Below are 26295 nucleotides of genomic sequence, written 5' to 3' on the forward strand. Positions count from 1 at the left end.
ATGGAAAGCCTCGATAGCGAATTCCAGACCCTCAAGGTCAGCGAAACCGATGATCGACTATGGGTCCGGCTCCACCGGCCCGAGGTGCGCAATGCGATCGACCAGGCGATGGTCGACGAACTGCATGCCGTCTGCGATTACCTGGAAAGGAATCCCAAAATCCTGATCTTGGCCGGCACTGCCAGCCAAGCGCCCAGCGCCGCGAATCCCAAGGGGAGCAAGGGGATCTTTGCTTCCGGTGCCGACATTTCGCAGCTGCGAGAACGCCGCCGCGATGATGCACTCGCCGGGATCAACTCTGGGATCTTCGATCGCGTCGCCAAGCTGCCGATGCCCGTGATCGCCGCCCTTGACGGATTTGCTTTGGGCGGGGGAGCAGAACTGGCCTACGCCGCGGACTTCCGCATCGGCACCGAAGAGCTGCGCATGGGCAATCCCGAAACCAACCTCGGCATCATCGCCGCGGCCGGCGCGACCTGGAGGCTCAAGGAGCTGGTGGGTGAACCGATGGCCAAGGAGATCCTCCTGGCTGGCAAGGTGCTCACCGGCCGGCAGTGCCTGGAAACAGGACTGATCACGGAAATGCATCCGGCAAGCGAACTGGATGCGGCGGCTGAGGCGCTGGCTGATCGCATTGCGGCCCAGGATCCCTTGGCTGTGCGGATCACCAAGTCGGTATTCCACGCTCCGCGTGAAGCCCATCCGGTCATCGACACTTTGGCCCAGGGGATGCTGTTCGAATCCCAAGCCAAGTTTGAACGCATGCAGGCATTCCTTGATCGAAAGAAGAAGTAACCATGAGTGCAACCAATGAAATTGTGATGGGCCAGCTGCCTAAGTACAGCGGAGTACTCGGCGGCGGCCGCATGGGCGCGGGAATCGCCCACGCCCTGCTGACCAGCGGCAGCACGGTGGTTGTCGTTGAGCGCGATGAGGACTCTGCGCAGGCTGCCTATGAGAGGGTCGCCGAGTCCGTCGACAAGTCCATCGCGCGCGGCGTCGTGTGCGAATCCAAAGATGAGCTCATGCAGCGTTTCTCGGTGAGCACGGACTACGAGCAATTCGCCACCGCTCAATTGGTGATCGAGGCAGTTCCGGAAATCTGGGATTTGAAGGTCTCCTCGCTGCAGGCTGTGGAGCAGGTGCTGGACGCCGAGGCCGTGCTGGCCTCGAATACGTCCTCCCTGTCGGTCAGCGGGCTGGCTAAGGAACTGGCTCGGCCCGGCAAGTTCCTCGGGCTTCATTTCTTCAACCCGGTGCCCGCTTCGACGCTCATCGAGGTGGTCATCGGCGAGCAGACTGATAAGAACCTGGTTGATGCATCGCGCAGCTGGGTACAGGCGCTGGGGAAGACCGCCGTGGTGGTCAATGACGCTCCGGGCTTCGCTTCTTCGCGCCTGGGCGTGGCAATCGCCCTGGAAGCCATGCGCATGGTGGAAGAAGGCGTAGCCAGCGCCGAAGACATCGATAATGCCATGGTCCTGGGTTACAAGCACCCGACCGGACCGCTGAAAACCACCGACATTGTCGGCTTGGATGTGCGCCTGGGAATCGCAGAATACCTCCATGAGACCTTGGGTGACCGGTTTGCTCCACCGCAGATCCTCAGGGATATGGTGGCCGAGGGCAAGCTGGGGCGCAAGAGCGGCCAAGGCTTCTACAGCTGGTAGGAAACCCGCCATATAACCTTCAGCGACAATGGCCTCCGCCGGTCAGGAATGACTCGCGGAGGCCATTGTCCCTCTGGATCCTAGAAGAGATGTCCTAGCAGTGAAGCAAAGAGCTCATCTGGATCATGTGACAGTCCCTTGGAATCAAACCACTCGCACAAATTGACGCAGTCGCGGTGCAAGAAGTCCATGCCTTGCGGATTGCCCGCCAAATCCACGCACTGCGGAACATCGATGACCACTAGGCGCTCGCCGGAAACCAGGAGGTTGTAGGCGGACAGGTCGCCATGGGCAATGCCCAATCCAGCGAACTTCTCAAGGGCGTCAGTGAGTTGATCCCATAGTTCGGGAAGCCGTGGATCAAAGCGCGCAAGCTGTTGCAGGCGGGGTGCTGCCGCCAGCGAATTGTCCGGGTCGGCAATGAATTCCATGAGGATTTCGGTGCCGTCAATCTGTACCGGATACGGCACCGAAATGCCGGCTTCGTAACAGCGCAAGAGGTAGGTCCATTCCGCGTTGGCCCACTGCAAAGCGGCGATGTCCCGGCCGTAGGCGGAATTGTGGCTGATGGCTCGATTATCGCGCGAGCGCCGGGCAGACCTGCCATCGCTATAAGCTTGCGAACGGCTGAATTGAAGGTGGTCGCGGGAGCGATAGCGTTTGGCGGCCAGTAAGCTTGAGCGCTCCTGTGTTGCTCGTTCCAACAGGAAGACGTCGCCTTCTTTGCCGGTTTTGAGGATGCCTAATTCGGTGTCTACGGCACCGGCGTCCTCAATCAGCCATAGCGGGTATGGTTGCGGCCCGCGCATGCCCTTTTCGATAAACGGCCAGGTGGAGTAGCGCTGGCCAGCCGGTGGCTCATCCGAGGATGATTCGTTCCATACGGGCTTGTGCCTGCGGAATTTGAGTTTGGTATCTGCGTCAGCGAAGTTGGACGAGGTTACCTGTGAGCTGGTGGTTGGTTCTCCAGCAGGAAAATGCATGGGGATAAGTCCTTAGAAAAAGAGATCAATGACCGGGAACGGCGGTAAGCAATCATCGTTACCCCTCCTTCAATAGACTGATTGGCAGTTGCCAATGAGTAGAACTCTACAACAGAGAATCAATATGTTGCAATGGGTAAATGAGCCGGGGCCTGAACTATCAAAAGCAAAGCGGAGATCTGGAATGGGAAGGATCCGTGAATGCGCGGCATATTTGCGGAGCCTTTTATCGAATGGGTCGCCACGAGTGGCTTAGTGCCCGGGGCTGGCAGCAAATGCACGAGGGCGGAGTCAGCAAGGTCGTGGACCTGCGCAACCCCAACGAGATCCGCCGGCGGGAGCATGACCCCGCCGTACCCCAGGCAGCGTTCTCCGGCATTGAACTGGTGAACCTGCCGCTGGAGACGCCCGGCAATCCGAGGTTCGAATCGATTGCCGTGCCATATATGAATCACACCGCCATGTACAGGTTGGTGTGCGAAGAATTCGGCGACCAACTGCGTGCAGTCTTCGAGAATTTGGCGAACTCCCAAGGGTCAACCGTGATCCACTGTTCGGCAGGCCGCGACCGCTCCGGCTTGATTGCCACCATGCTGCTGGATCTCGCAGGTTCCCGGGATCAGATTCTCGTCCATGATGAGCTGGCGGTGCGGGGTATCAATGAATGGCATCGTGTCTCGCCGCGAAAGCATCCCTACGAGAGCTATCGGGGTGAAGAAGAGCTGCGGGAAATCATTCAAGAAAGAGCCACGGCCCTGTCGGAATGCTGTGCATGGCTTGGTACGGCCCGCTCCTATCTGCTGTCCCAGGGCATGAGCGAGGAGGGTCTCGATCACCTGAGTGATCTCGCACGGAATTCCTGAGTAGCGGGCGGGGTGGAGAATTCTCGCGAACAACAATTTGAGGTGTTCACGGTCACGCCCTTGCTGATAAGGTTAAGGTTAATACTGACCGACCGTTCAGGAAGGAATTATGTCGATGTCGACAAAACAGATCAGCGTGGTACCCAGCTTTATCGCCGGACAATGGCGGACCCCGCAGTCCGAGGGCGGAACAGAAGTCCGTGACGCCAACACCGGAGAACTTCTAGCCACTGTCACCAATGACAAGCTGGATGTTGCAGCGGCGGTGGACTATGGCCGTGGCACCGGGCATCAGGAGCTGGCCAAGCTCTCCTTGCATGAGCGCGCACTCAAGCTCAAGGAACTCGCGCTGTATCTGAACGAGCGACGCAAAGACCTTTACGAGATTTCCTTCAAGACCGGGGCCACCAAAATCGATTCCATGGTGGATATCGATGGCGGAATCGGTGTTCTGTTCACATTCTCATCCAAGGGCCGCCGTGAACTTCCCAATAGCAATGTCATCCTGGACGGGCCAACGGAACCGCTGAGCAAGGACGGCTCTTTTATCGGCACGCATATCTACACCGCAATGAGTGGTGTCGTGGTGCAGGTCAACGCGTTCAACTTCCCGGTATGGGGCATGCTCGAAAAGTTTGCCCCGGCGTTTATCGCTGGTGTTCCCACCATCGTCAAGCCAGCGACTCCAACGGGGTACCTCACCGAGGCAGCCGTGAGGATGATGCTCGAATCAGGCATCCTTCCCGAAGGGTCCCTGCAGCTTCTCTCGGGATCAGCCCGCGACCTGATGGACCACCTCGACTACCGTGACATGTTCGCCTTCACCGGCTCGGCCGCCACGGCCAGCAAGCTGAAGTCCCATCCAAATGTCATCGACGGGGGAGTGCGCTTCGCAGCAGAAACCGACTCCCTGAACGCGGCCATCCTCGGCCCTGATGCAGAGGAGGGAACAGCGGAATTCGAGGCCTTCGTCAAGGTCGTCGTCACCGAGATGACCTCCAAGGCCGGCCAGAAATGCACCGCGATCCGCCGCAATATCGTGCCTTCCCATCTGGTAGAACCGGTCATTGCCGCCATCGGCCAGCGAATCGAGCAGCGGGTTGTCATTGGCGACCCCCGCGTCGAGGGCGTGACCATGGGTGCCTTGGCTTCCCTGGAACAGCTGGCTGATGTGCGTGCTGCAGTGCAGGACATGATTGACGCTGGTGGCGAGCTGGCCTTTGGCCGCCTGGATGCCCCAGCCGTACGCGTGGCGCCAGAACGCGACGCCGTGGCCGAATTCGGTGCCTTCATGTCTCCGGTGGTTCTGCGATGGGCCGATGCCCGCAACCCGCTTGTGCACTCCCGCGAGGCGTTCGGACCGGTCAGCTCCGTCATCGGCTACGACAATCTTGACGAAGCCGTGCGGCTGGCCGCCATGGGTGCAGGGTCGCTGGTAGCCACCGTGTGCAGCAATGACACCGACACCGTGCGTTCACTGGCCCTGGGAATCGCCGCCCACCATGGCCGCGTGCACATCCTGAACCGGGAAACCGCGCGATCAACGACCGGTCACGGTTCACCAGTGCCACACCTGGTCCATGGTGGCCCAGGGCGCGCCGGCGGCGGCGAGGAGCTGGGCGGAATCCGATCAGTGAAGCACCATATGCAGCGCACTGCCGTTCAGGGCTCGCCGAATATGCTCACTGCGCTCAGCGGCGTGTGGCATGCCGGTGCTGAACAGCGCCTGGCCGGATGCGAAAAGTTCGGCGGCCAGGAGCAATACACGCACCCGTTCCGCAAGTCGCTGGCCGAGCTGCAAGTAGGCGATGGCTTCGCCTCTGATCTGCGCGTAGTGAACCTTGAAGAGATCAGCGAATTCGCCAAGAAAACTGGCGACACCTTCTACGCCCACACCGATGCAAAGGCAGCCGAAGCGAACCCGTTCTTCCCGGGAATCGTCGCCCACGGGTACCTGCTCGTGTCGTGGGCTGCCGGCCTCTTCGTAGAGCCAGCGCCGGGGCCAGTGTTAGCCAACTACGGATTGGAATCCCTGCGCTTCATCACCCCGGTGGCTGCCGGAGATTCAATCCGCGTGACCCTGACGGCCAAGAAAATCACGCCGCGAGTCACCGATGAATATGGCGAGGTCGCATGGGATGCGATCTTGCACAACCAGAATGATGAGATTGTCGCGACCTACGATGTCTTGACCTTGGTGGAGAAAGAAAACCTCACCTACGCCAACTTCGAAGGCTAAAACGCAACTTCAGCAAGGGTGGATGCCGTCAACCACGGCATCCACCCTTTTGCGTGCTCGGAGCCAGGACAGCTTTGCCGGATATCTATGAAAGCGTTTCCAATTTTGGCAAGATTTGACGCGGAGTGAAAAAATTTTAGGGCAATTTACGCGGACAGTTTCGCGGGTTTCCTGTATTTACAGGAATTTACTTATTGAAGAGAGCTAAGAAAACGCTTACAGTTGTGTGACAGGTCACGCGTTGATGGGGAACGTGTGGTTGAGCGATCCCGACGCTGTCGCGTCGAGCTATCGCAGCCCGATCATCACAATAAAGGAGTTTTTCTGTGGAACTTTTGCCATCACGCGCCAAATCAACACAACGCCGGCACGGAGCCAGGACGGTGAAGCCGGTGGCAGCACTCGGCGCCACGCTCGCCCTGCTCGCCGCACCGTTGTTCGCAGCACCCGCCCAAGCCGCCACCCCATCCAACGACGGCAAGGATGTCATCCTCAACCTGTTCCAATGGAACTGGAATTCGGTAGCCCAGGAATGCGAGTCCAGCATCGGCCCAGCAGGATATGGCTACGTCCAGGTCTCGCCTCCAGCTGAGCACCTGCGCGGCACTGAATGGTGGACCTCGTACCAGCCGGTGAGCTACAAGGTGGACTCGAAACTGGGCAACCGCGAGGAATTCTCCGCCATGGTCAAAAGCTGCAACGACGCAGGCGTGAAAGTGATCGCAGACGCCGTGGTCAATCACATGACCGGAGCCGGGCAGACCGGTACTGGAACCGCAGGCTCGGCTTTCTCCGATGACAACTTCCCAGAGTATTCGGCCCAGGACTTCAACGATTGCCGCACCAACATCAACAACTATGCCGACCGCTGGCAAGTGCAGCACTGCCGCCTCGTGGGCTTGCAGGATCTGAAAACCTCCAGCAGCTACGTCCAGCAAAACATCGCCGACTATCTCGATGACCTCGTCTCGCTTGGGGTATCCGGATTCCGCATCGATGCCTCGAAGCACATGCCCGCAACGGACCTCGAAGGCATCAAATCCAAGATGAAGAACCCCGGCGTGTACTGGGTGCACGAGGTGATCGGGGCGTCGGGTGAACCGATCCAGGAAAGCGAGTACCTCGGCAGCGGCGACTCGCACGAATTCGACTACGCACGACAGCTCCATCATGATTTCGACGCGCAAATCGCCAACTTGCGCTTCATCGGCGACGGCAAGCTCACCAGTGACCGGGCCGGGGTTTTTGTCACCAACCACGACACCGAACGCAACGGCGAATCCATGAACTACAAGTGGGGCGCCAAGTACCTGCTGGGCAATGTTTTCATGCTGTCCTGGCCCTACGGGTCACCCACCGTGTATTCCGGATACGAGTTCACCGACAAGGATGCAGGCGCTCCGGGCGTCAGTGACGCATCGGTACCCAATGCCGACTGCGACTCCTCCGCCTGGACCTGCGAACAGCGGCAAGATGAAATCACCGGAATGGTGGGCTTCAACAACACCGTCGGCGACGCGGCTGTCAGCAATTGGTGGGACGATGGCGGCAACCAGATCGCATACGGCCGCGGCAATAAGGGCTTCGTAGCCATCAACAACACCTCGGCGGCAACCACCCGCGAATACACCAGCTCGCTGGCCGGTGGCACCTATTGTGATGTGGTGTCCGGAGGCGATTGCTCGAAGACCATCACTGTGGGCGCCGACGGCAAGTTCACCGCGACACTGCCTGCCTACGGTGCCATGGCCCTGCACATCGGTGCCGAATCCGATGGCGGATCAGGAACGCCGGATCCGGTCGAGGACACCGCTGATGTCAGCGTCGCGGTCACCGCCCAAACCGTCATGGGGCAGAACATCCGCATCGTCGGCAACCAGCCGGAACTAGGAAGCTGGGATCCGGCCAAGGCGCCACAGCTATCAGCTGCCAGCTACCCGAGCTGGAGCGGAACGGTGGACCTTCCGGCAGGAACGCAGTTCGAATACAAGTACGTCAAGTACGACCAGAGCGGCAATGCCACGTGGGAATCAGGGGCCAACCGCGTCGCGACCGTGAATGCGGACGGTTCCCTGAACCTGAACGACAGCTGGCGCAAGTAGCCACAAAAAAATGATCCCGCCCCAGTTCACACTGGGGCGGGATCATTCTAGGTTCAGCTACTTTTCGGTTTTGGCATTCAGCTTGTCCAAGGTTGCCTGCTTGGCTTTTTGCAAGGCCAGGCCTTCCTCGTCCAGCTCGACCTGCACCGGCTCGGCAGCCTGGGCAGGAAGACCGCGCCACAGGAAGTAGCCGTACGCGGCGGCCAGGGCGATGAAGACGTAGAGGCCAAGCATGCCCAGCATTGGCGAAATCAAGAAGTACACCACCAGGTCCGCGATAGCTGCCACAGCCAGCAGCAGCCAGCCTTCGCGAACGCCGCGCGCAATCATGACGAAGGAAGCGAAAATGGCGGCGTCAGCGAAATACATCACCCAGACTTCCGGGGTGGCGGTCAAGAAGCCGGAGTTGAAGAGGAAGGGGCCGAAGCGCAAGGCCACCAGCAGGATCAAGCCGACAACCATGCCCACGGCAGACCAGAGGGTGACCGGGGTCTTGGTCACTTCGCGCGTGAACTTGCCGTTGAGCATGAACTGCGAAAAACGCCATAGGCCGAAAATCGGCAGAAGCAGCAACGGGATCGCGTAGATCAGGCCCAGCAGGTCATACTGCAATGCGGAGATCATGGGTCCTACGAAAACCGAGAGAATCAGCGTCCACCAACCCAAATCATTGCGGTGCGCAAGAAGGATTGCGGAGACGAAAACTAGCAGCATGCTAGCGGCTGACAGCAGGATCTGGACATAGGAACTACCGCTGTCTGCAGTAGCCATGAACAGGGTTTCTAAGAAGGAATCCACGGTGCTCTTCACTCGATCGATTGGCAACGACAGGTGCACGAGGCACCCCTTAGATGCTAACGGTGATTCCTGTGAGGAAGACAAGATTACAAGGAGGCATACGCCACATTGCCGCTTGCCCTGTGGCACGCTTAAACGACGCTGGCTCCCACCGATCAGGTGGGAGCCAGCGCAAGATGCAATCCAGCGATTAAGCCGCTGTGGTGTGCAATCCGTTGAAGAGCAATGAAATGGCTTGGTCTTCCAATTCTGGTCCGTTGATCGGACCGTCAGCGCGGTACCAATCCACTACAGAGTTGATCAGGCCGAACAGCAACCTGGCCGTGGCCCGCGGTTCCAAGTCCGCGCGCAGCTTGCCGTCGGATTGGGCTGCGGTGACCAGCTCAGCGAGCTGGCGGTCCATCGCCCGTCGGCGCTGAAGAGCTTGGCGTTCCAGTTCGGTGTTGCCGCGCAAGCGCAGCAGCAGTGTCACGTAGGAACGCTTGGCCAACAGGATCCGGAAGGTAGCGCGCAAGAAGAATTCCAAACGCTCATCGGCGCTGCCCTCATGGGAGCGGACCTCGGCGATCACCGCTTCCAGGGGAATGAGCGCTTCATCCAACGCCAGACGCAGCAGGTCCTCTTTGGAAGGGACGTGGTGGTAAATCGCGGACTTGCTGATACCCAGCCGGTCAGCGAGCTTGCCCATGGAGGTCGCGTCGTAGCCGTATTCGTTGAATGCCTCTACGGCAATGCGCAATACGGTTTCCTGGTCGTACCCGGGGCGGCCACGCTTGGCCGGACGGTTCACAATATCGGTAGTTTCCATGATTTATCGATTATCCCATGTGCTCACTGGGTTAGCTGTTGCGCAGATCAAAGATGCGCTTGAGCTTGCCCATGGAACGCTCCAAGGATTCTGGCTCGACCACGTCGATGGCGCAGGAAGAACCGACGTGGATCTTGATCAGCTTGGCCAGCTCCTTGGCCCCGTTGGCGGCGTCCCCGGATGAGGCATCCATGCGGCGCTCCACCTTCACTGCCAGCTGGTCCATGCGGTCTGGACGGGAAAGGATGAGCTGGAAGTGCGGCGAAAGCGATGGCACCTTCAGGATCAATTCCTCGATCTGGCTTGGGAACAGGTTCACCCCGCGCAGGATGATCATGTCATCGCTGCGTCCGGTGATCCGGCCCATGCGACGGTGACCTGGGCGGGAGGTACCTGGCATCAGGCGGGTCAGATCATGGGTGCGGTAGCGGATGATCGGCAGCGCCTGCTTGGTCAGCGAGGTGAAGACCAGCTCGCCGTGTTCGCCGTCGTTCAATACTTTGGTTTCGTCGAACGCATCCACGATTTCGGGACGGAAATGGTCCTCCCAGATGTGGCTGCCGTCCTTGAGCTCGACCGATTCGCCGGCCACGCCCGGGCCCATGACTTCGGAGAGGCCGTAGATATCGCAGGCGTCGATGCCGAACATCTCTTCCAGCTCGTGGCGCATCTCTTCGGTCCACGGTTCGGCGCCGCAGACGGCGACCTTCAGCGAGGTGTCGCGCGGGTCCAAGCCTGCCCGCTGCATGGCATCGCCAATAGTCAGCAGGTAGGTCGGGGTGCACAGGATCGCGTCCGGCTCGAAGTCCTTGATCAGCGTAATCTGTTTTTCGGTCTGTCCGCCGGACATCGGAATGACGGTAGTGCCCAGGCGCTCGGCAGCCGCGTGCGCGCCCATGCCACCGGTGAACAAGCCGTAGCCGTAGGCGTTGTGGACCTTCCAGCCTGGCTTGACTCCGGAGAGGCGCAAGCAACGTGCGCCCATCTTGGCCCAGTCATCCAAGTCCTGCTGGGTGTAGCCCACCACGGTGGCGCGGCCGGTGGTGCCCGAGGAAGCGTGGATCCGCGCCACCTGATGCTGCGGAACGGCGAACATGCCGAAGGGGTAGCTCTTGCGCAGATCTTCTTTTTCGGTGAACGGGAACAGCTTCAGATCTGCCAGTTCCTTCAAGTCTGTGGGGTGCACGCCAGCCGCATCGTATTTGTCCTTGTAGTAAGGAACATTGGTGTACGCGTAGTCCAGCGTTTCCTTCAGTCGAGTGAGCTGAATCGACTCGATCTGGTCCCGGCTCATCGTCTCTTCGGGATCCAGTGGGTTGGGCAAGTTATCGCGGTCAGTTGGCTGTGACATGCTCATACTTTCGTGTGGTGACTGAATGTTTTAGCGGTTCTTAGGCTTGGGAACGGTGCGCGAGCGGCCCCTGAACTCGGCCACGGTTTCAATCCCGCCATTCGTTCCCGGCTGGGTGACCGTGATGTCGTAAATTCCGCTGCGTCCTTGCTGCGAGACGCGCTGCGCGGTTGCCGTCAGCAGGCGTCCCGGGATCCCTGGCTTGAGGAAATTGATGTCTGCGCCGGAGGCCACGGTGATGGTGTCCGCGGAGCCTTCCGGCGGATTGCAGCTCAAGGCAAACGCGGTATCGGCCAGCGAGAAGATCATTCCGCCATGGGCGATGCCGAAGCCGTTGAGCATTTCCTGGCGAAGCGTCATCGTAATGACCGCAAACCCGTCGCTCACTTCCACCACTTCAATGCCCATCCACTGGGTGGCATAGTCATTGTGCAAGATTGCGTGGGGTAGTGACTTATCGATTTGGGTTTCGCTCATAGGGACCTCCGCCGAATTAGTTACCGAACGATCATTAGGTAATACTAGATTGTGACCCATCTCAAGCCCTGCTGTCTAATGGCGGACGTCACAATTGCGCGGAGAGCCGGCGCCTCCCAGCGGCAAAGGCGCTGGTGAACACGCAGAATAGCGGGTTCCTTGAATTGCTGATATTCCATCGCCGAGCCGCCCTTGTCCGGCCCGGCGGCCGGCTCCGGCAGGGCTGCGCGCCGGTCGAGAAGTGCTTCCGGTGGTGGAACTTCGCCGAGGGCACGGCCAGAGGATTCCCCGCGGCTGAAAACGAAACCGCCCACAGCCATCGAAAACAATCGAAGGTTGCGGGCGGATCGGTGAATTCAGGCTTAGGTGTCCTCGCGGGCTACTTCGCCGTGGCCGGGTTCTTGCCCAGCGCATCGAGGGCGAAGGCGTAATCCCAGGCGCGATTCTTCCACGCCTCGTAGCGGCCCGAGGCGCCGCCGTGGCCGCCCTCCATCTCGGTTTTCAGCAAGATCGGTTCGCTGCCGGTGCCGACCTCGCGCAGCTTCGCCACCCATTTGGCCGGCTCCACATACAACACGCGGGTGTCGTTCAAGGAAGTCACCGCGGCGATGCGCGGGTAGTCCACGGCCGTAACGTTCTCGTAGGGGGAGTAGGCCTTCATGTACTCGTAGACTTCCTTGTCCTCGATCGGGTTGCCCCATTCTTCCCACTCCAGGGCCGAGAGCGGCAGCTCCGGATCCAGGATCGAGGTCAGCGGGTCCACGAAGGGAACCTGCGCGATGATCGAGGTGTACAGCTGCGGCGCCAGATTGGCGATGGCGCCCATCAGCAGGCCGCCCGCCGAGCCGCCCAGGGCCGCGATGCGCGCCGGATCGGCCCAGCCCGCATCGATCAGGTACCGCGTGGCATCGATGAAGTCGGTGAAGGTGTTCCGCTTGGCGAGCTTCTTGCCCTGCAGGTACCAGTCGCGGCCCAGCTCGCCGCCGCCGCGCACGTGGGCGATCACGAAGACCACCCCGCGGTCCAGCACGCTCAACCGCGGAATCCCGAATCCCGGATCCATCGACACCTCATAGGAGCCGTAACCGTAGATCAGCACCGGATTCGGCACCGAGGTGTCCAAATCCGCGCGGCGCATCACCGTCAACGGAATCTTGGTGCCATCGGCGGCCGTCGCCCATTCGCGTGTGGACAGGTAATCCGCCGAGTCGTAGTCATTGACCGGAGTCTGCTTGCGCAGCACCAATTCCTTGTCATCCAGCCACAGGTCGTAGACGCGCGCCGGAGTGAAGTCCGAGGTGTAGCCGATGCGGATCAGCGGGGCTTCCAGATCGGCGAAGGTGGCAGCGGCGGTGAACAGCTCCTCGTCGAAGGCCGGCTCGAGCACCGGCAGCTGGGATTCGGTGCCCAGCGACTCCAATGGGATCAGCTGAACCCGTTCGCAGGTATCGCGACGCACGGAAACCACCAGATGCGTGGCGGTCAGCGCGGTGCCCTCGATCTTGACCGTGGACTCGTGCCCGAGCACGGTGCGCCAGCTCGCCGGATCGGTATCGGCGCCCAGCTGCGCCAGCTCGACCAGCGAGAGCATATTGTTCGGTGCCTGATGATCGTGGGTGATCAGGGCGCGCCGATCGTCTCCGGGCAACAGGTCGACCCCGTGGAGCAGGCGCAGTTCGCGCGGAACGAGCAGGCGAACCTGTCCGTCCTTGTCGTTCAGATCCAAGACGCTGGTTTCCGCGTATTCGGAGTTGCCGCTGGAAATGAGCAACTGCTGGAGATCGGCGCTGAGATCGAAGCCGAGCCACATGCCCGGATCATCTTCCTGGAAAACTACCGTATCGCTGGCCGGATCGCTGCCCAGCACATGGGCGCGCACCTGATGCGGGCGCCACGTATCGTCAACGACCAGGTAGTAGACGGTGGAGGAATCGGGGGAGAAGGCCAGCCCGTAAAACACGCCTTCGATGACGTCCGGAAGCAGCTGCCCGGTTTCCAGATCCTTGATGTACAGGGTGAAGCGCTCGTCCCCCTGGGTATCGATGCAGTATGCCAGCAGGTTGCTCGGCTCGTTGATGGCCATGCCGCCCAGCGCGAAGAATGACTGGCCCTCGGCCAGCTCGTTGCCATCGAGCAGCACCTGCTCTCCGGGCAGGGCTTCGACCGGGTCGATGACCGGAGGAGTCCAGTCGGCGCGGGCATCGGGGGAGTCTTCGGCCTTGACCCGGCACTGGATGGTGTAGGGCTTGCCCTCAACCGAACGGGTGTAGTACCACCAGCCGCGCCGCCGCGTGGGAACCGACAAATCGGTTTCGACGGTGCGCGCCTTGATCTCCTTGAAGATCTCCTGGCGCAGCTCTTCCTGATCCGCGGTGACCGCATCGGTATAGGCATTCTCCGCATGCAGGTGGTCGAGTACCTGCTTGCTGGTTTTTTCCCGCAACCACTCATATTCGTCGGTGAAGTTATCACCATGGAATTCGCGGATCGTGGGAATCTTCGCTGCGAGCGGCGCGCTAGCGGTAATCGATGCAGAAGTCATGCACCCATTCAATCTCACCAGCGGCGATTGTGGGGTTGGCTATGCTCAGCGCGGACAGGAATCGGGCGGCAAATTCCTCGTTTTGGCACGCGGACATGGTGCAAAGGGTGTCGGCCGGCCGACATTGGCCATAGGCTAACTAACATAAAGAATCGAACTGCACCAAGGGCAAAGCGCCCTATTCGCAATAGAAAGTGATTCAGCAGTGAAAAACACACGCACAACTTTGAGGTCGAGGCGTTTGACTCGGTGGATTGCTGCGGCTGCCATCGGTTTCATGGCGCTGGTGGCCGGGGCCCCCGGGGCGTTGGCCCAGGGCAACGAGAGCGTCGAGGGTCAAACCTACGTCATCGGCACCGACACCACCTTCGCTCCGTTCGAGTTCCGCCAGGATGGCGAGCTCACCGGGATCGACATGGATCTGATCAATACCATCGCCGAGGAACAAGGCTTCAACGTCGAGATTCGTTCCCTGGGCTTCAGCGCTGCCTTGCAGGCGTTGTCCTCGAATCAGGTCGATGGCGTGATCGCCGGTATGTCGATTACCGACGAGCGCAAGGAAATCTATGATTTCTCCGAGCCATACTTTGAATCCGGTGTTCAGATGGCGGTGGATCGCGACGATGAGACCACCAAGGGCTATGAGGACCTGGAGGGCGAAACCGTTGTAGCCAAGACCGGTTCAGAGGGCGAGACCTATGCGAAGTCCATCGCGGACGAGTATGGCTTCACCGTCAAGTCCTTGGACCAGTCGGCCACCATGTACGAATCGGTGAAATCCGGCAGCGCCGTGGCCGTCATCGACGACTACCCGGTCCTTGCCTACGGCATTGCGCAGAACAACGGATTGAAGACCGTGACCGACAAGGTGCCGGGCGGCTCCTACGGATTCGCGGTCAACAAGGGCGAGAATACCGCACTGCTGGCGGCCTTCAACGACGGGCTGGCCGAGCTGAAGGCCAGCGGGGAGTACGACAAGATCCTGAACGAGTACCTGGCCGATCCGAGCGCCGCGGTGCCGAGCAACTTCTTCGACCTGGTGGCCAAGTCCTTGCCGGCGTTGATGACCGGTTTGGGGAACACCCTGTTGGTGACGGCGATTTCCTTCGCGGTGGCCATGGTCCTTGGTTTGCTCTTTGGCTTCATGAAGATTTCGGGCAACATCGTGGTCCGCGGAATTTCGACGTCATTCGTCAATATCTTCCGTGGCACGCCGCTGCTGCTCTGGGCTTTCATGTTCTACTTCGGCCTGCCTCAGCTCACCGGCTGGGATGTCAGCATCTGGGTTGCAGGTGTGCTCACGCTGTCGCTGAACGCCGGCGCCTATATTGCCGAGATCGTTCGCGGCGGCATCCAGTCGGTTGATCCAGGACAGCTGGAAGCCTCCCGTTCGCTGGGCCTTGGCTACGGGAAGTCAATGCAGAAGGTTGTGGTGCCGCAGGCCTTCAAGATGATGACTCCTTCCTTGATCAACCAGTTGATCATCATGCTCAAGGATTCCTCCTTGCTGCTCGCCATCGGCTTTGCCGAGCTGCTCTACCAGGGTCAGCAGATCTACGCGGCGAACTTCCGTGTCACCGAGACCCTGCTGATCGTTGGCGTCATCTACTTCATCGCCATCATGGCCCTGACCAAATTGGCAAACTTTGCCGATCGGAGGTTTAACAAGTGAGCACCGTAAGCGAGCAAACTGCCACGTCGAAGATCCAGGTCAAGGAACTGCGCAAGTCCTTCGGCTCAAACGAGGTCCTCAAGGGCATCGATCTTCAGGTGGGCGAAGGCGAAGTTGTCTGCGTGATCGGGCCTTCGGGCTCCGGCAAGTCCACGCTGCTGCGCTGCCTGAATAAGCTGGAAGATATTTCCGCGGGCAAGGTGATTGTCGACGGATTCGACGTCACCGATCCGAAGGTGGATATCAACGAGGTCCGTCGCCATGTGGGCATGGTGTTCCAGCATTTCAACCTGTTCCCGCATATGTCGGTGGCAGAGAACATCATGTTGGCGCCGGTGGAGCTGAAGAAGCTGAACCGGACCGAGGCGCGGGCCAAAGCCGAAGAGCTGCTGACCCGTGTGGGCTTGGCGGAAAAGGCCAATGCCCGTCCGGCCTCGCTTTCCGGCGGACAGAAGCAGCGCGTGGCGATCGCCCGTGCGTTGGCGATGTCCCCGGGCATCATGCTCTTCGACGAGGCAACGAGCGCGTTGGACCCGGAGATGGTTGGCGAGGTGCTGCAGGTGATCAAGGAGCTCGCCGACTCGGGCATGACCATGGTGTTGGTCACGCACGAGATGGGCTTCGCCCGTGAAGTGGGGGACCGTGTGGTCTTCATGGATGGTGGCGTGGTTTGCGAGGAAGGCAAGCCAGAGGAGCTGTTCGGAAACCCCCAGCAGGAACGTACCCGCGACTTCCTGTCCAAGGTGCTCTAGGTTTTCCCAGCGCTACCGCATAAATTCGGCCCACCCTTGCAGCGTCCTCATCCGAGGCGGTGCCAGGGTGGGCCGAATTTGTGTGCGCACTTTTGGGCTTGGTTGTTGCGCCACGCAACGTTAGTTGAAGATTAAAGTAAATTAACTTAGTCTGGAACCAGAGCTAGCGCCGACCCGTCGACGCGGAGCTGACCATTCGAGATCCGATGCTTTCGGATCAACCCACTAGGAGTCGCCCATATGAATAACCTCATCGACAACCCGCGCCTGCAGGTCATTGCCCAAACGATGCTGCGCCTTGCCTTTGGCTTCCTCTTCCTAGCTCACGGCTGGCAGAAGTACTTCCAGTACACCTTGGAGGGCACCACGGCGTCCTTTGACCAGATGGGAATTCCGGCCGCCGGAATTATCGCACCGGTCGCCGCGACCCTGGAGATCGTCGGTGGCGCAGCCTTGATCCTCGGCCTGCTGACCCGCGTGTTCGCAGGCTTGCTGGGTGCGCAAATGGTCGTTGCGCTATTCATGGTTCACATTCCAGGTGGCGTCTTCGTGGAGAACGGCGGCTTTGAGCTGGTGCTGGCGTTGGCCGCCGGCGCCCTTGCGCTGTTCCTCGTGGGACCGGGCCGCGTATCGGTTGATGCGTTGATCTTCAAGAACAAGAAGGCCGCCGTAAACGCATAACCGGCAGCCGCACGACCCTCAAATGCCCCAGGCGATGCCTGGGGCATTTTTGTGCCCGCGGGCCCGGTTCGCGGTCATTACCTTCAAGTGTGACGCCGCATCGCGGCGTTGCTGTTGACGTGATCGAGCGCACTCTCATATACTGAACGAACGGTCAGTATGTAAATTGAATTTCAGTGAGGTGAACCATGGCCCCGACCACACCGCAGGAGCCGGGACTGAGTGCCGTCCCAAGCTATGAAGAGCAGCAATCACAGGCGCGCTTCGACGCCCTAATTAACGACGATTCCCGTGTTGAACCTCGTGACTGGATGCCAGAGCCCTACCGCAAGACATTAACCCGTCAGGTGTCCCAGCACGCTCACTCCGAAATCATTGGCATGCAGCCAGAGGCCAACTGGATTACGCGCGCCCCTTCGTTGAAGCGCAAGTCGATTCTGATGGCGAAGGTCCAGGACGAGGCCGGCCACGGGCTGTACCTGTACTCCGCGGCAGAAACCCTGGGCACCGACCGTGACGAGCTGAACGACCAGCTGCTGACCGGACGCGCCAAGTACTCCTCGATTTTCAACTACCCGGCACGCACCTGGGCCGACATGGGTGCCATCGGTTGGCTCGTCGATGGTGCTGCAATCGCCAACCAGGTGCCGCTATGCCGTGCCTCCTATGGCCCATACGGACGCGCAATGGTGCGCATCTGCAAGGAAGAATCCTTCCACCAGCGCCAGGGATTCGAAATCCTGCTCTCCCTCTCCCGCGGCACCGAGGCACAGAAGAAGATGGCGCAAGAGGCCATCAACCGCTTCTACGAGCCGTCGCTGATGATGTTCGGTCCACCGGATGACCAGTCGCCGAACTCCGCCCAATCCATGGCCTGGAAGATCAAGCGCTTCTCCAACGATGAACTGCGCCAGCGCTTCGTGGGAATGATCGAAGAACAGGTGAAGGTGCTGGGCATGACCCTGCCGGATCCGGACCTGCACTTCGATGAAGAGAAAAAACAGTGGATCCACAAGGATCTGAACTGGGACGAATTCATGAACGTCATCAAGGGCAATGGTCCAGCCAACGCCCAGCGGCTTGAACATCGCCGCAAGGCCCACCGCGAAGGTGCCTGGGTCCGTGAAGCCGCTACCGCATACGCCGCAAAGCAAGAACAAAGTGAGGTTGCCTAGCATGAGCCAAAAGAGCAATTGGCCCCTGTGGGAAGTATTCGTCCGTTCCTCCCGCGGACTCTCGCATGTGCACGCCGGATCGCTGCATGCCCCGGATAAGGAAATGGCGCTGCGCAACGCACGGGATCTGTACACCCGGCGCAACGAAGGCATTTCCCTCTGGGTGGTGCTTTCCACCGATATCATCACCTCCGACCCGGACAGCAAGGACGCGTTCTTCGAGTCGCCGCAGGGCAAGGACTACCGCCACGCCACCTACTACAAGGCAAGCGAAGGGGTGAAGCACCTGTGAACCACGAAGAACTCGATGCTTCGCTCGATAGCTTCGGCGACGCGCTGGCCTCGGCCACCCGCGTCACGCCGGGCAACGCGCTGCGTCCGGAAGATATCGCGGTGGCAGGAGCCAAGCCAAGCGACGAAGTCGCCCAGTATGCCCTGCACCTCGGTGATGACGCGCTGATCCTCGCCCAGCGGCTTTCGCACTGGATCTCCCGTGCTCCGGAAATCGAGGAAGACATTGCCTTGGGCAATATTGCCCTCGATGTCCTTGGCCATGCCCGTTCGTTCCTGACCTATGCCGGTTTGGCGTGGGATAAGACCGAAGACGATCTGGCCTATTGGCGCGAGGAAGAGGAATTCACCTCGCTGCAGATCGTGGAACAGCCAAATGGCCATTTTGGCGTCACCATCATGCGCCAGCTCATCGTCTCGATCTACCAGCACCTGCTCTACAGCCGATTGCTGGAATCCGCGGATGAAACCATCGCGGCGATCTGCGCCAAGGCGGTCAAGGAAGTTGACTACCACCGGGACCACGCCATCGCCTGGACCATCCGCTTGGGACAGGGAACCGAGGAATCGGCCGAAAAGATGCGCCACGCGCTGGAGATCCTTTGGCCTTACACCGGAGAGATGTTCCAGGACGAAGAGATGCACAGCGAACTAGGCGATGTGGCGGTTCTCCCGTCCTCGCTGCGCGAAGCATGGGACGCCGAGATCACCTCCGTCCTCGCCGAAGCCGGGCTAGAAATACCGAAGTCGGGATTGGCGATGGCGCATGGACGCGCCGGAGAGCATTCCGAGCATATGGGCTACATTCTGGCCGAGATGCAAGTTCTTGCCCGCAAGCACCCCGGTGCGAGCTGGTAACCGATTCCCTAATCCGTTTGAAGGGAGCAACAGTCTTGAGCAGTGCAATAACCAGTGCAGAAGAACTCTATGGCGTTGCCGCCAAGGTCAACGATCCAGAAATCCCGGTGCTTTCCATCGCGGATCTGGGCATCTTGCGCGAGGTCAACGCCAATGCGGACGGCAGCGTGCAGGTGGTGATCACCCCGACCTATTCCGGTTGCCCGGCCATGGACGTGATTACCGAAGATCTGTACCTGGCCTTCCGCGCGGTGGGCATCGAGAAGGTCGACGTGAAGCTGGTACTGACCCCGGCCTGGTCGACCGACTGGATGACCGATGATGGGAAGCGCAAACTCGAAGAGTATGGAATTGCCCCGCCGACCGGTACCGGACATAGCGGGCGCGTCACCGTGGGCATGAGCGTCAAGTGCCCACGGTGCCATTCCTTGAATACCCGAGAGCTCGCGCGCTTCGCGTCGACTTCGTGCAAGGCGTTGTACTCCTGCAAAGACTGTTTAGAACCCTTCGACTATTTCAAGGTGCTTTCATGAGCGAACAAACTACCCCCACCCGTCGTCGGGCCACTTTCCACCGCCTGACGGTCGCCGAGGTGCGCCGGCTGACCAAGGATTCCATCGAGGTCAGCTTCGCGATCCCGGAAGAGCTTTCGAGCGACTTCGATTACTTGGCAGGCCAGTACGTCGCGCTGCGCAAAGAACTGCCAAACGCCGAAGGCGAGCTAGTTGAGGTTCGCCGCTCCTACTCGATCTGCGCGGCACCGACCGGAGAGCTGATCAAGGTCGCAATCAAGCGCGACCTAGGCGGTCAGTTCTCCACCTGGGCCAACGAAGAACTTGTCGCCGGAGACCAGATCGATGTGATGAGTCCCACCGGAGCGTTCATTTCGAAGCATAAGCTCACCGAAATGAACGATCCAAGCTCGGTGGATACCGTGAACCAGGACCAGTTCGTGGCCGTGGCCGCAGGCAGCGGGATTACCCCGGTGTTGGCGATTGCACGCACCATTCTCGAAGCGAACGAAAATACCCGATTCGATTTGATCTACGCTAATAAGGCAGCCATGGACGTCATGTTCCTGGAGGAGCTGGCAGATCTGAAAGATCGCTACCCGGCACGCCTGGCATTGCACCACGTGCTGAGCCGCGAACAGCGAATTTCCCCATTGCTCTCCGGACGTATCGATGCCGAGAAGCTTTCGGCCTTGCTCACTAACGTCTTGCAGGCGCCGAAGGTCGACGAATGGTTCCTCTGCGGTCCCTTCGAACTGGTTCAGATGGTTCGCGATCAACTCACCGAGCTGGAAGTCCCGAGCGAAAAGGTGCGCTTCGAGTTGTTCACCACCGGCGAGCCGAATCGTCCGCAGGGCCATGTGGGACGGCCAGTGCTTGTCGATGAAAACGAGAAGAGCATCGAAATCAGCTTCACCCTCGATGGTTTGCAGGGCGAGGTGAAGTCCCCGGTACGGGCCAACGAAACCGTGCTCAATGCGGCTCTGCGAGTTCGCCAGGACGTTCCCTTCGCCTGCGCCGGCGGGGTCTGCGGCACCTGCCGTGCCAAGGTCACTTCGGGAACCGTGACCATGGCGGAGAACTACGCGCTGGAACCGGAAGAGGTGGAAGCCGGCTACGTGCTGACCTGCCAGTCGCACCCAACCAGCGACAAGCTCAGCGTCAACTTCGACTCCTAGGGGATAAGCCATGATCGAGCTAAGCATTGACCAGGGCGTTGCCCGCGTGGTGCTCAACGCACCGACGAAGATGAATTCTTTGGACCCGGCCGCTCTGCATGAGCTCTCCGAGGCCTACGACCAGGCAGCCGCCAGGGTGGCCGAGGGAACGGTACGTGCGCTGGTGCTCACCGGCGAAGGCCGCGGATTCTGCGCGGGCCGCGATATTTCCAGAGTCAACCCGGCCGATGACGACGTTATGGGGTACCTGGATGGCCAGGTTCAGCCGTTGCTGGAGAAGATGTCCAGCTTCCCGGCTCCCACCTTCGCCATCGTGCAAGGCGCCTGCCTGGGTGTTGGGCTGGGGCTCGCGGTAGCCACCGACGTAGTGTATGTCGCGGAGAATGCGAAGATCGGTTCGCCGTTCGCAAATCTCGGCGCAACCCTCGACTCCGGCGGGCACTGGCTGCTCACCGAGCGTTTGGGAGCCCACCGCACGCTCGACATGATCTATACCGCCGAGCTGATTTCCGGTGCTGAGGCCGTGCGCTCGGGACTATTTTCTCGCGCGTTCCCGGCCGAGGAGCTGATCGAGCGCAGCGAAGAGATCATCTCGAAGGTGGCCCACGGCGCGACCCAAGCCTTTGTCGCGTCCAAGGCGCTCGTTGCCGAGATCCGCGATCAGCGGGTAGGCCTCTGGGCCTCCATGCGCACCGAAAACAAGGCGCAGGCGGCGCTGTGCGACACCAGCGACTATGCCGAAGGGTTCAAAGCCTTCCAGGAGAAGCGGCCACCGGTCTTTACCGGCGGCAATTAAACGGCGCAAAGCGGGCGGAACAGTAAATACTGTTCCGCCCGCTTTTTGCTGTCCGCGCTTAGCGGGTATCGGAATCCTCGAAGATCAACAAGGTCTGGGTATCCAGCACCGTAGGCAAGGATTGCAGATGTTCAAAAACCACGCGTCGCAGATCTAAATTGTCTTTGGCCCGGACCAGCAGAATCACATCGAAATTTCCGCCGACCAGACCGATATGATGCACCTCGGGAATCGAGGCGAGATGGTCGCGCAGCTCGCGCCAGGAGTGCTGGCGCAATTTCAGGGTCACATATGCGCTGGCCTTTAATCCCGCTTTCACCGGATCAATCACGGCGGTATATCGGGTAATGACCCCCGCATCTTGCAGCTTTGCGATACGTGAATAGGCATGGGCCCGGGAAACGTGAACGCGCTGCGCCACCGTCGTCACCGATTGCCGCCCGTCGCTGGTGAGCTCGGCCAGGATCGCTCGGTCAACATCGTCCAGCTTCAGCTCCGCATCCGCGGCCATTTCTTCTCCTTGCAGGGGCAGGACGAGTATCCGCCAAACCCATTTTGTTCGTACTAATCGTCTACAAGTATACGGATCTTCAGCGCAACTTTCTACGATTCAACTCCGGAGTGGATACAAATTGATCGTCCTGCGCATAATTGATTGCAAATGATGTTTGGGTGAGTTGAGTCACAAGGCGTGGTTTCTTGAGGCCCAACCAGAGAACGAAAGGCGGGATGGCATGAGCACCGAAGCTCACGAAGATCGCATCTCCGAAGTCAGTAAGAAGTTCGGGATTACCCCCGAAGATTACATGCTGCCAGCACGGCACATGATTAATCTTCTGGATCCGGATGGAACGCTGCGCGAGCAGAGCGACCAAGGCACCGAGCCGGGACACGAGTACCCGCTGCCGAGCCCCGCCGAGCTCATGGACGCATATTCTGCCCTCGCCGTTGGCCGCCGCGTAAACGACCAGAACTCGGCCCTCGTCCGCCAGGGCCGCATGGCCGTGTACCCCTCAAGCCACGGACAGGAAGCCTGCCAAGTGGCCGCCTCCCTGTGCCTCGAAGCCGGCGACTGGCTGTTCCCGACCTACCGCGACACCGTCGCCGTGCTCACCAAGGGCGTAGCCCCGATGGAGGTTATGACCAGCTTCCGCGGTGAATGGCACTGCGGCTACGATCCCAAGGCCTACAACTGCGCGCCGATGTCCACCCCGCTGACCACCCAGCTGCTGCACGCGGTCGGCGTGGCCCACGCGGCGAAGCTGCGCGGGGAAAACACCGTGGTGGTCGCCATGTGCGGCGACGGTGCCACCAGCGAGGGCGACTTCCACGAGGCGCTGAACTTCGCCGCGGTCTTCAAGCTTCCGGTGATCTTCTTCGTTCAGAACAACAAGTACGCCATCTCCGTGCCGCTCGCGCAGCAGTCGGCCGCACCCTCCTTGGCGCACAAGGCCGTCGGCTACGGCATGGCGGGCGAGCGGGTAGACGGCAACGACCTGATGGCGCTGATGGCCGTGATGGGACGCGCGGTCCGGCTGGCCCGCGAAGGCAACGGCCCATTGCTGATCGAGGCGCACACCTACCGCATGCAGGCCCACACCAATGCCGACGATGACAAGCGCTACCGCGAGGACGCCGAGGTCAAGGGCTGGATCGCTAAGGACCCGGTGACGCGTATGCAGGCCTACCTCGACGATGCCGGACTGCTCACCGAGGCGGCGCAGGCGAAGATCACCGAGCGCGCCGAGGCGGTCGCGAAGAAGCTGCGCGACGGCATGAACCAGGACGCCGATACCCCGCCGAGCGAATTGTTCGAACACGTATTTGCTTCCAAAACCACCCAGCTGGCCGAGCAGCAGGCGCTGCTGGCCGACGAACTAGCCCGCGAGGAGGCCTAGCAATGACCGCCACGACATCACGGGTGAACCCGAACGTCAGCGATGCAACCGCACGCGCAGCCGCCCAGGCAGCCAACGAAAACCAACCGGTCACCTTCGGCAAGGCGCTGAACACCGCGCTCGCCGACGCGCTGGTGGCCAACGACTCCGTGGTGATCTTCGGCGAGGACGTGGGAACCCTGGGCGGGGTCTTCCGCATCACCGACGGGCTGACCGAACGCTTCGGCACCGACCGCTGCTTCGACACCCCGCTGGCCGAATCCGGCATCGTCGGCATGGCCATCGGCATGGCCATCAACGAGATGCGCCCGGTGATCGAAATGCAGTTCGACGCCTTCGCCTACCCGGCCTTCGAGCAGATCGCCTCGCATGTGGCCAAGATGCACAACCGCACCCGCGGAAACGTGGAGCTGCCGATGGTTATCCGCATCCCCTACGCCGGCGGCGTGGGCGGCGTGGAGCACCACTGCGATTCCTCCGAGGCGTACTACGCGCACACCCCGGGCCTGAAGGTCTTCACCCCGGCCACCGTCAAGGACGCCTACCTGATGCTGCGCGAGGCGATCGACTCGCCGGACCCGGTCGTGTTCTTCGAACCCAAGAAGCTCTACTGGTCCAAGGAGCAGGTGGACCTCGCGGCGCTGGCCGCCGAGTACGAAGCCAAGCGTGCGGCACGCACCGAAGGCAGCGCGCGGATCGCGCGTGCCGGCTCCGACGCCACGCTGATCACCTACGGGCCGAGCGTGTCCACCGCCATGGAAGCGGCTAAGCTCGCCGCCGAAGAGGGCATCAGCCTCGAAGTCATCGACATCCGCACCATCGTGCCCTTCGACGACGAGACCGTCTGCGCCTCGGTACGCAAAACCGGACGCGCGATCGTGGTGGCCGAAGCCCAAGGTTTCGTCTCCGTAGCAAGCGAAATCGTGGCCCGCGTCCAGGAACGTTGTTTCCACTCCTTGGCCGCCCCGGTATTGCGCGTGACCGGTTTTGACATCCCTTATCCGGCACCAACCTTGGAGAAATACAACCTGCCAAGTGCCGAGCGCATCCTCGATGCGGTAGATCAACTTCAGTGGGAGGCATAAATGAGCGTCAAGACTTTTCTCCTACCCGATTTGGGTGAAGGGCTGACCGAAGCAGAACTTGTTCGCTGGATGGTTGCCGCCGGCGACTCGGTGGCCGTGGACCAGCCCATCGCCGAGGTGGAAACCGCCAAGTCATTGGTGGAGATCCCCTCGCCTTTCGAGGGCGTAGTTTCCACCTTGCACGGCGAGGCCGGCCAGATGATGCTGGTTGATGAGCCGTTCTTCTCGGTGAACACCGGGGGAGACGAAGCAGCCCCGGCCGAGGAGCCAGCTGCCGGGGCGCAGAGCTACCTCGAGGAGGAGCTTGCCGGAACGCAGGCGCCGGCGGAGGAAGACGAAGGCAGCGGCAACGTCCTGATCGGATACGGAACCGGTGCCGCCAAGACCGGTGCCAGCCGCCGCCGTCGCCCGCGCAACGGGATCACCACGGCAGCGGCGTCCAGCGAAACGACGTCGGTGGCAACACGGGTTATCAATCCGCTGGTGCGCAAGCTCGCTCGCGAAAACTCCGTGGATATCAACCAGGTGCGCGGAACCGGAGCCGACGGGCTGATTCTGCGCAGCGATGTGCAGTCGCTCATCGGCCAGGGCGCATCTGCTGCCGATTCGCCTGCTGCGGCCAAGCAGGAGCAGGCCAAGCCTGCCCAGGGCTCGGCGGCACAGCCCGCCTCCTCGGATGCCGATTCGCGCACCGGCTTGCCGGTGGCCAGCTCGCAGGTGCTTACCGGCGTGCGCCGGACCATCGCCAACGCGATGGCTACCTCACGCCGAGAGATTCCCGAAGCCACCGTGTGGGTGGACGTGGATGTCACCAAGCTGTTGAAGCTTCGCGGCAAGCTCAAGGAAGCGCAGGGCAGTGCGCCAAGCATGCTCGCGATGATCTCACGCTTCGCCGTCGCCGGCCTGGCTCGCTTCCCGGCGATGAACAGCCGCATCGACACCGAAGCCGATGGCTCGTTGCGCCATACCGTGTTCGACGGGGTGAACCTTGGTTTCGCCGCGCAGACCGATCGCGGTTTGGTCGTGCCGAACGTGCGCGGTGCAGATAAGCTCAACGCCGGAGAACTCTCGGCAGAGTTCGCCCGCCTCGCTGCCCTGGCCCGTGAGGGCAAGGCGCAGGTCAGCGATCTGTCCGGCAGCACATTCACGATAAACAACTATGGCGTGTTCAACGTCGATGGCTCGGCCGCGATCATCAACTACCCAGAAGCGGCAATTATGGGCATTGGCCGGGTCGTCGAAAAACCGTGGGTGGTCAACGGAAAGGTCAAGGTTCGCTCGATCTGCGAGATGACCTTGAGCTTCGACCACCGGGTGTGCGACGGCGGAACGGCCGCAGGGTTCCTGCGTTTCGTTGCGGATGCGATGACCGATCCGAAGGCGGCCCTGACAGCGCTGTAGGGAAGATCAACCAATAGCTATCGCCCGGCCCCGTGCCGGGCGATAGCTATTTGCCGGCCAAGCACCAAAATGATTCGCAACCATAAGAATTATTTGCAAGCCATGAAGCGTTTACTAGAATGATTTACATACTTCGGCGAGGCATTCTGGGCATTAAAAATCG

General features: G+C 60.6%; 24 protein-coding genes. 17 read left to right on the forward strand and 7 right to left on the reverse strand.

What is annotated here, in order from left to right:
- Both ACT3UQ_RS02245 and ACT3UQ_RS02250 read left to right on the forward strand, forming a co-directional pair.
- Window positions 1–795, forward strand: a complete 795-nt coding sequence (locus tag ACT3UQ_RS02245; RefSeq protein WP_105553213.1) for an enoyl-CoA hydratase/isomerase family protein — start codon at window positions 1–3, stop codon at window positions 793–795.
- A gap of 2 nt (window positions 796–797) precedes the next feature.
- Window positions 798–1670, forward strand: a complete 873-nt coding sequence (locus tag ACT3UQ_RS02250; RefSeq protein ID WP_105553212.1) for a 3-hydroxyacyl-CoA dehydrogenase family protein — start codon at window positions 798–800, stop codon at window positions 1668–1670.
- Window positions 1671–1750: 80 nt separating this feature from the next.
- On the opposite strand, the gene ACT3UQ_RS02255 is transcribed toward ACT3UQ_RS02250, so the two are convergent.
- A complete protein-coding gene (locus ACT3UQ_RS02255; RefSeq protein WP_105553211.1) occupies window positions 1751–2653 on the reverse strand; it encodes a serine protein kinase RIO in 903 nt (300 codons plus the stop codon).
- Window positions 2654–2793: 140 nt separating this feature from the next.
- On the opposite strand from ACT3UQ_RS02255, the gene ACT3UQ_RS02260 reads away from it, so the two are divergent.
- From ACT3UQ_RS02260 to ACT3UQ_RS02270, 3 genes are all read left to right on the forward strand, one after another.
- Entirely contained in the window at window positions 2794–3516 is a 723-nt protein-coding gene (locus ACT3UQ_RS02260; protein ID WP_105553210.1) for a tyrosine-protein phosphatase, read from the forward strand.
- A 115-nt stretch (window positions 3517–3631) separates the two neighbouring features.
- Window positions 3632–5755, forward strand: a complete 2124-nt coding sequence (paaZ, locus tag ACT3UQ_RS02265) for a phenylacetic acid degradation bifunctional protein PaaZ (protein ID WP_105553209.1) — start codon at window positions 3632–3634, stop codon at window positions 5753–5755.
- Between the two features lie 326 nt (window positions 5756–6081).
- Window positions 6082–7857 (forward strand): carbohydrate-binding module family 20 domain-containing protein, encoded by a 1776-nt coding sequence (locus ACT3UQ_RS02270; protein WP_444636428.1) that lies wholly within the window; start codon window positions 6082–6084, stop codon window positions 7855–7857.
- A 57-nt stretch (window positions 7858–7914) separates the two neighbouring features.
- Here ACT3UQ_RS02270 and ACT3UQ_RS02275 read toward each other — a convergent pair whose 3' ends face one another.
- The 5 genes from ACT3UQ_RS02275 to ACT3UQ_RS02295 form a co-directional block, all read right to left on the reverse strand.
- Complete coding sequence (locus ACT3UQ_RS02275; protein ID WP_105553208.1) at window positions 7915–8694, reverse strand: nicotinamide mononucleotide transporter; 780 nt, start codon at window positions 8692–8694, stop codon at window positions 7915–7917.
- A 151-nt stretch (window positions 8695–8845) separates the two neighbouring features.
- Entirely contained in the window at window positions 8846–9463 is a 618-nt protein-coding gene (locus tag ACT3UQ_RS02280) for a TetR/AcrR family transcriptional regulator (protein WP_013349779.1), read from the reverse strand.
- Between the two features lie 31 nt (window positions 9464–9494).
- Window positions 9495–10814 carry a phenylacetate--CoA ligase family protein gene (locus tag ACT3UQ_RS02285; protein ID WP_105553207.1) on the reverse strand — a complete coding sequence of 440 codons (1320 nt, stop codon included), beginning with the start codon at window positions 10812–10814 and terminating at the stop codon, window positions 9495–9497.
- A gap of 30 nt (window positions 10815–10844) precedes the next feature.
- Window positions 10845–11291 (reverse strand): hydroxyphenylacetyl-CoA thioesterase PaaI, encoded by a 447-nt coding sequence (paaI, locus tag ACT3UQ_RS02290; protein ID WP_096283446.1) that lies wholly within the window; start codon window positions 11289–11291, stop codon window positions 10845–10847.
- A gap of 379 nt (window positions 11292–11670) precedes the next feature.
- Window positions 11671–13833, reverse strand: a complete 2163-nt coding sequence (locus ACT3UQ_RS02295) for a S9 family peptidase (protein WP_444636429.1) — start codon at window positions 13831–13833, stop codon at window positions 11671–11673.
- Window positions 13834–14110: 277 nt separating this feature from the next.
- Here ACT3UQ_RS02295 and ACT3UQ_RS02300 point away from each other — a divergent pair, with 277 nt between their 5' ends.
- The 9 genes from ACT3UQ_RS02300 (at window position 14111) to ACT3UQ_RS02340 (ending at window position 21748) form a co-directional block, all read left to right on the forward strand.
- Window positions 14111–15505, forward strand: a complete 1395-nt coding sequence (locus tag ACT3UQ_RS02300; protein ID WP_105553204.1) for an amino acid ABC transporter substrate-binding protein/permease — start codon at window positions 14111–14113, stop codon at window positions 15503–15505.
- The gene (locus ACT3UQ_RS02305) at window positions 15502–16257 is read left to right on the forward strand and encodes an amino acid ABC transporter ATP-binding protein (protein ID WP_105553203.1); all 756 of its coding nucleotides are present in this window, start codon (window positions 15502–15504) and stop codon (window positions 16255–16257) included. Before ACT3UQ_RS02300 ends, ACT3UQ_RS02305 begins: the two co-directional genes overlap by 4 nt.
- A 240-nt stretch (window positions 16258–16497) precedes the next feature.
- On the forward strand, window positions 16498–16938 hold the full coding sequence (locus ACT3UQ_RS02310; RefSeq protein WP_105553202.1) for a DoxX family protein: 441 nt from the start codon (window positions 16498–16500) through the stop codon (window positions 16936–16938).
- A gap of 188 nt (window positions 16939–17126) precedes the next feature.
- On the forward strand, window positions 17127–18113 hold the full coding sequence (gene paaA / locus ACT3UQ_RS02315; protein WP_105568720.1) for a 1,2-phenylacetyl-CoA epoxidase subunit PaaA: 987 nt from the start codon (window positions 17127–17129) through the stop codon (window positions 18111–18113).
- A gap of 1 nt (window position 18114) precedes the next feature.
- Window positions 18115–18405 carry a 1,2-phenylacetyl-CoA epoxidase subunit PaaB gene (gene paaB / locus ACT3UQ_RS02320; protein ID WP_096283458.1) on the forward strand — a complete coding sequence of 97 codons (291 nt, stop codon included), beginning with the start codon at window positions 18115–18117 and terminating at the stop codon, window positions 18403–18405.
- Window positions 18402–19262, forward strand: coding sequence for a 1,2-phenylacetyl-CoA epoxidase subunit PaaC (paaC, locus tag ACT3UQ_RS02325; protein WP_105650049.1), 861 nt, complete (start codon window positions 18402–18404; stop codon window positions 19260–19262). The genes paaB and paaC overlap by 4 nt, the downstream gene beginning before the upstream one ends.
- Window positions 19263–19297: 35 nt before the next feature.
- Window positions 19298–19795 (forward strand): 1,2-phenylacetyl-CoA epoxidase subunit PaaD, encoded by a 498-nt coding sequence (gene paaD / locus ACT3UQ_RS02330; protein WP_105650048.1) that lies wholly within the window; start codon window positions 19298–19300, stop codon window positions 19793–19795.
- Window positions 19792–20952 (forward strand): 1,2-phenylacetyl-CoA epoxidase subunit PaaE, encoded by a 1161-nt coding sequence (gene paaE / locus ACT3UQ_RS02335; RefSeq protein ID WP_444636430.1) that lies wholly within the window; start codon window positions 19792–19794, stop codon window positions 20950–20952. The genes paaD and paaE overlap by 4 nt, the downstream gene beginning before the upstream one ends.
- A 10-nt stretch (window positions 20953–20962) precedes the next feature.
- Entirely contained in the window at window positions 20963–21748 is a 786-nt protein-coding gene (locus ACT3UQ_RS02340) for an enoyl-CoA hydratase/isomerase family protein (RefSeq protein WP_444636431.1), read from the forward strand.
- A 58-nt stretch (window positions 21749–21806) separates the two neighbouring features.
- Here ACT3UQ_RS02340 and ACT3UQ_RS02345 read toward each other — a convergent pair whose 3' ends face one another.
- A complete protein-coding gene (locus ACT3UQ_RS02345; RefSeq protein ID WP_105553196.1) occupies window positions 21807–22259 on the reverse strand; it encodes an Lrp/AsnC family transcriptional regulator in 453 nt (150 codons plus the stop codon).
- A 223-nt stretch (window positions 22260–22482) separates the two neighbouring features.
- On the opposite strand from ACT3UQ_RS02345, the gene pdhA reads away from it, so the two are divergent.
- Genes pdhA through ACT3UQ_RS02360 form a run of 3 tightly spaced genes read left to right on the forward strand, consistent with a single transcriptional unit; the run spans window position 22483 to window position 26132 of the window.
- Window positions 22483–23646 (forward strand): pyruvate dehydrogenase (acetyl-transferring) E1 component subunit alpha, encoded by a 1164-nt coding sequence (gene pdhA, locus ACT3UQ_RS02350; RefSeq protein ID WP_105553195.1) that lies wholly within the window; start codon window positions 22483–22485, stop codon window positions 23644–23646.
- 2 nt (window positions 23647–23648) lie between these two features.
- Window positions 23649–24731 (forward strand): alpha-ketoacid dehydrogenase subunit beta, encoded by a 1083-nt coding sequence (locus ACT3UQ_RS02355; protein ID WP_105553194.1) that lies wholly within the window; start codon window positions 23649–23651, stop codon window positions 24729–24731.
- Complete coding sequence (locus tag ACT3UQ_RS02360; RefSeq protein WP_444636432.1) at window positions 24732–26132, forward strand: dihydrolipoamide acetyltransferase family protein; 1401 nt, start codon at window positions 24732–24734, stop codon at window positions 26130–26132.
- Window positions 26133–26295: the final 163 nt, after the last annotated feature.

This window comes from Glutamicibacter sp. AOP12-B1-11 (assembly GCF_052379245.1).
In the GTDB taxonomy this organism is placed as follows: domain Bacteria; phylum Actinomycetota; class Actinomycetes; order Actinomycetales; family Micrococcaceae; genus Glutamicibacter.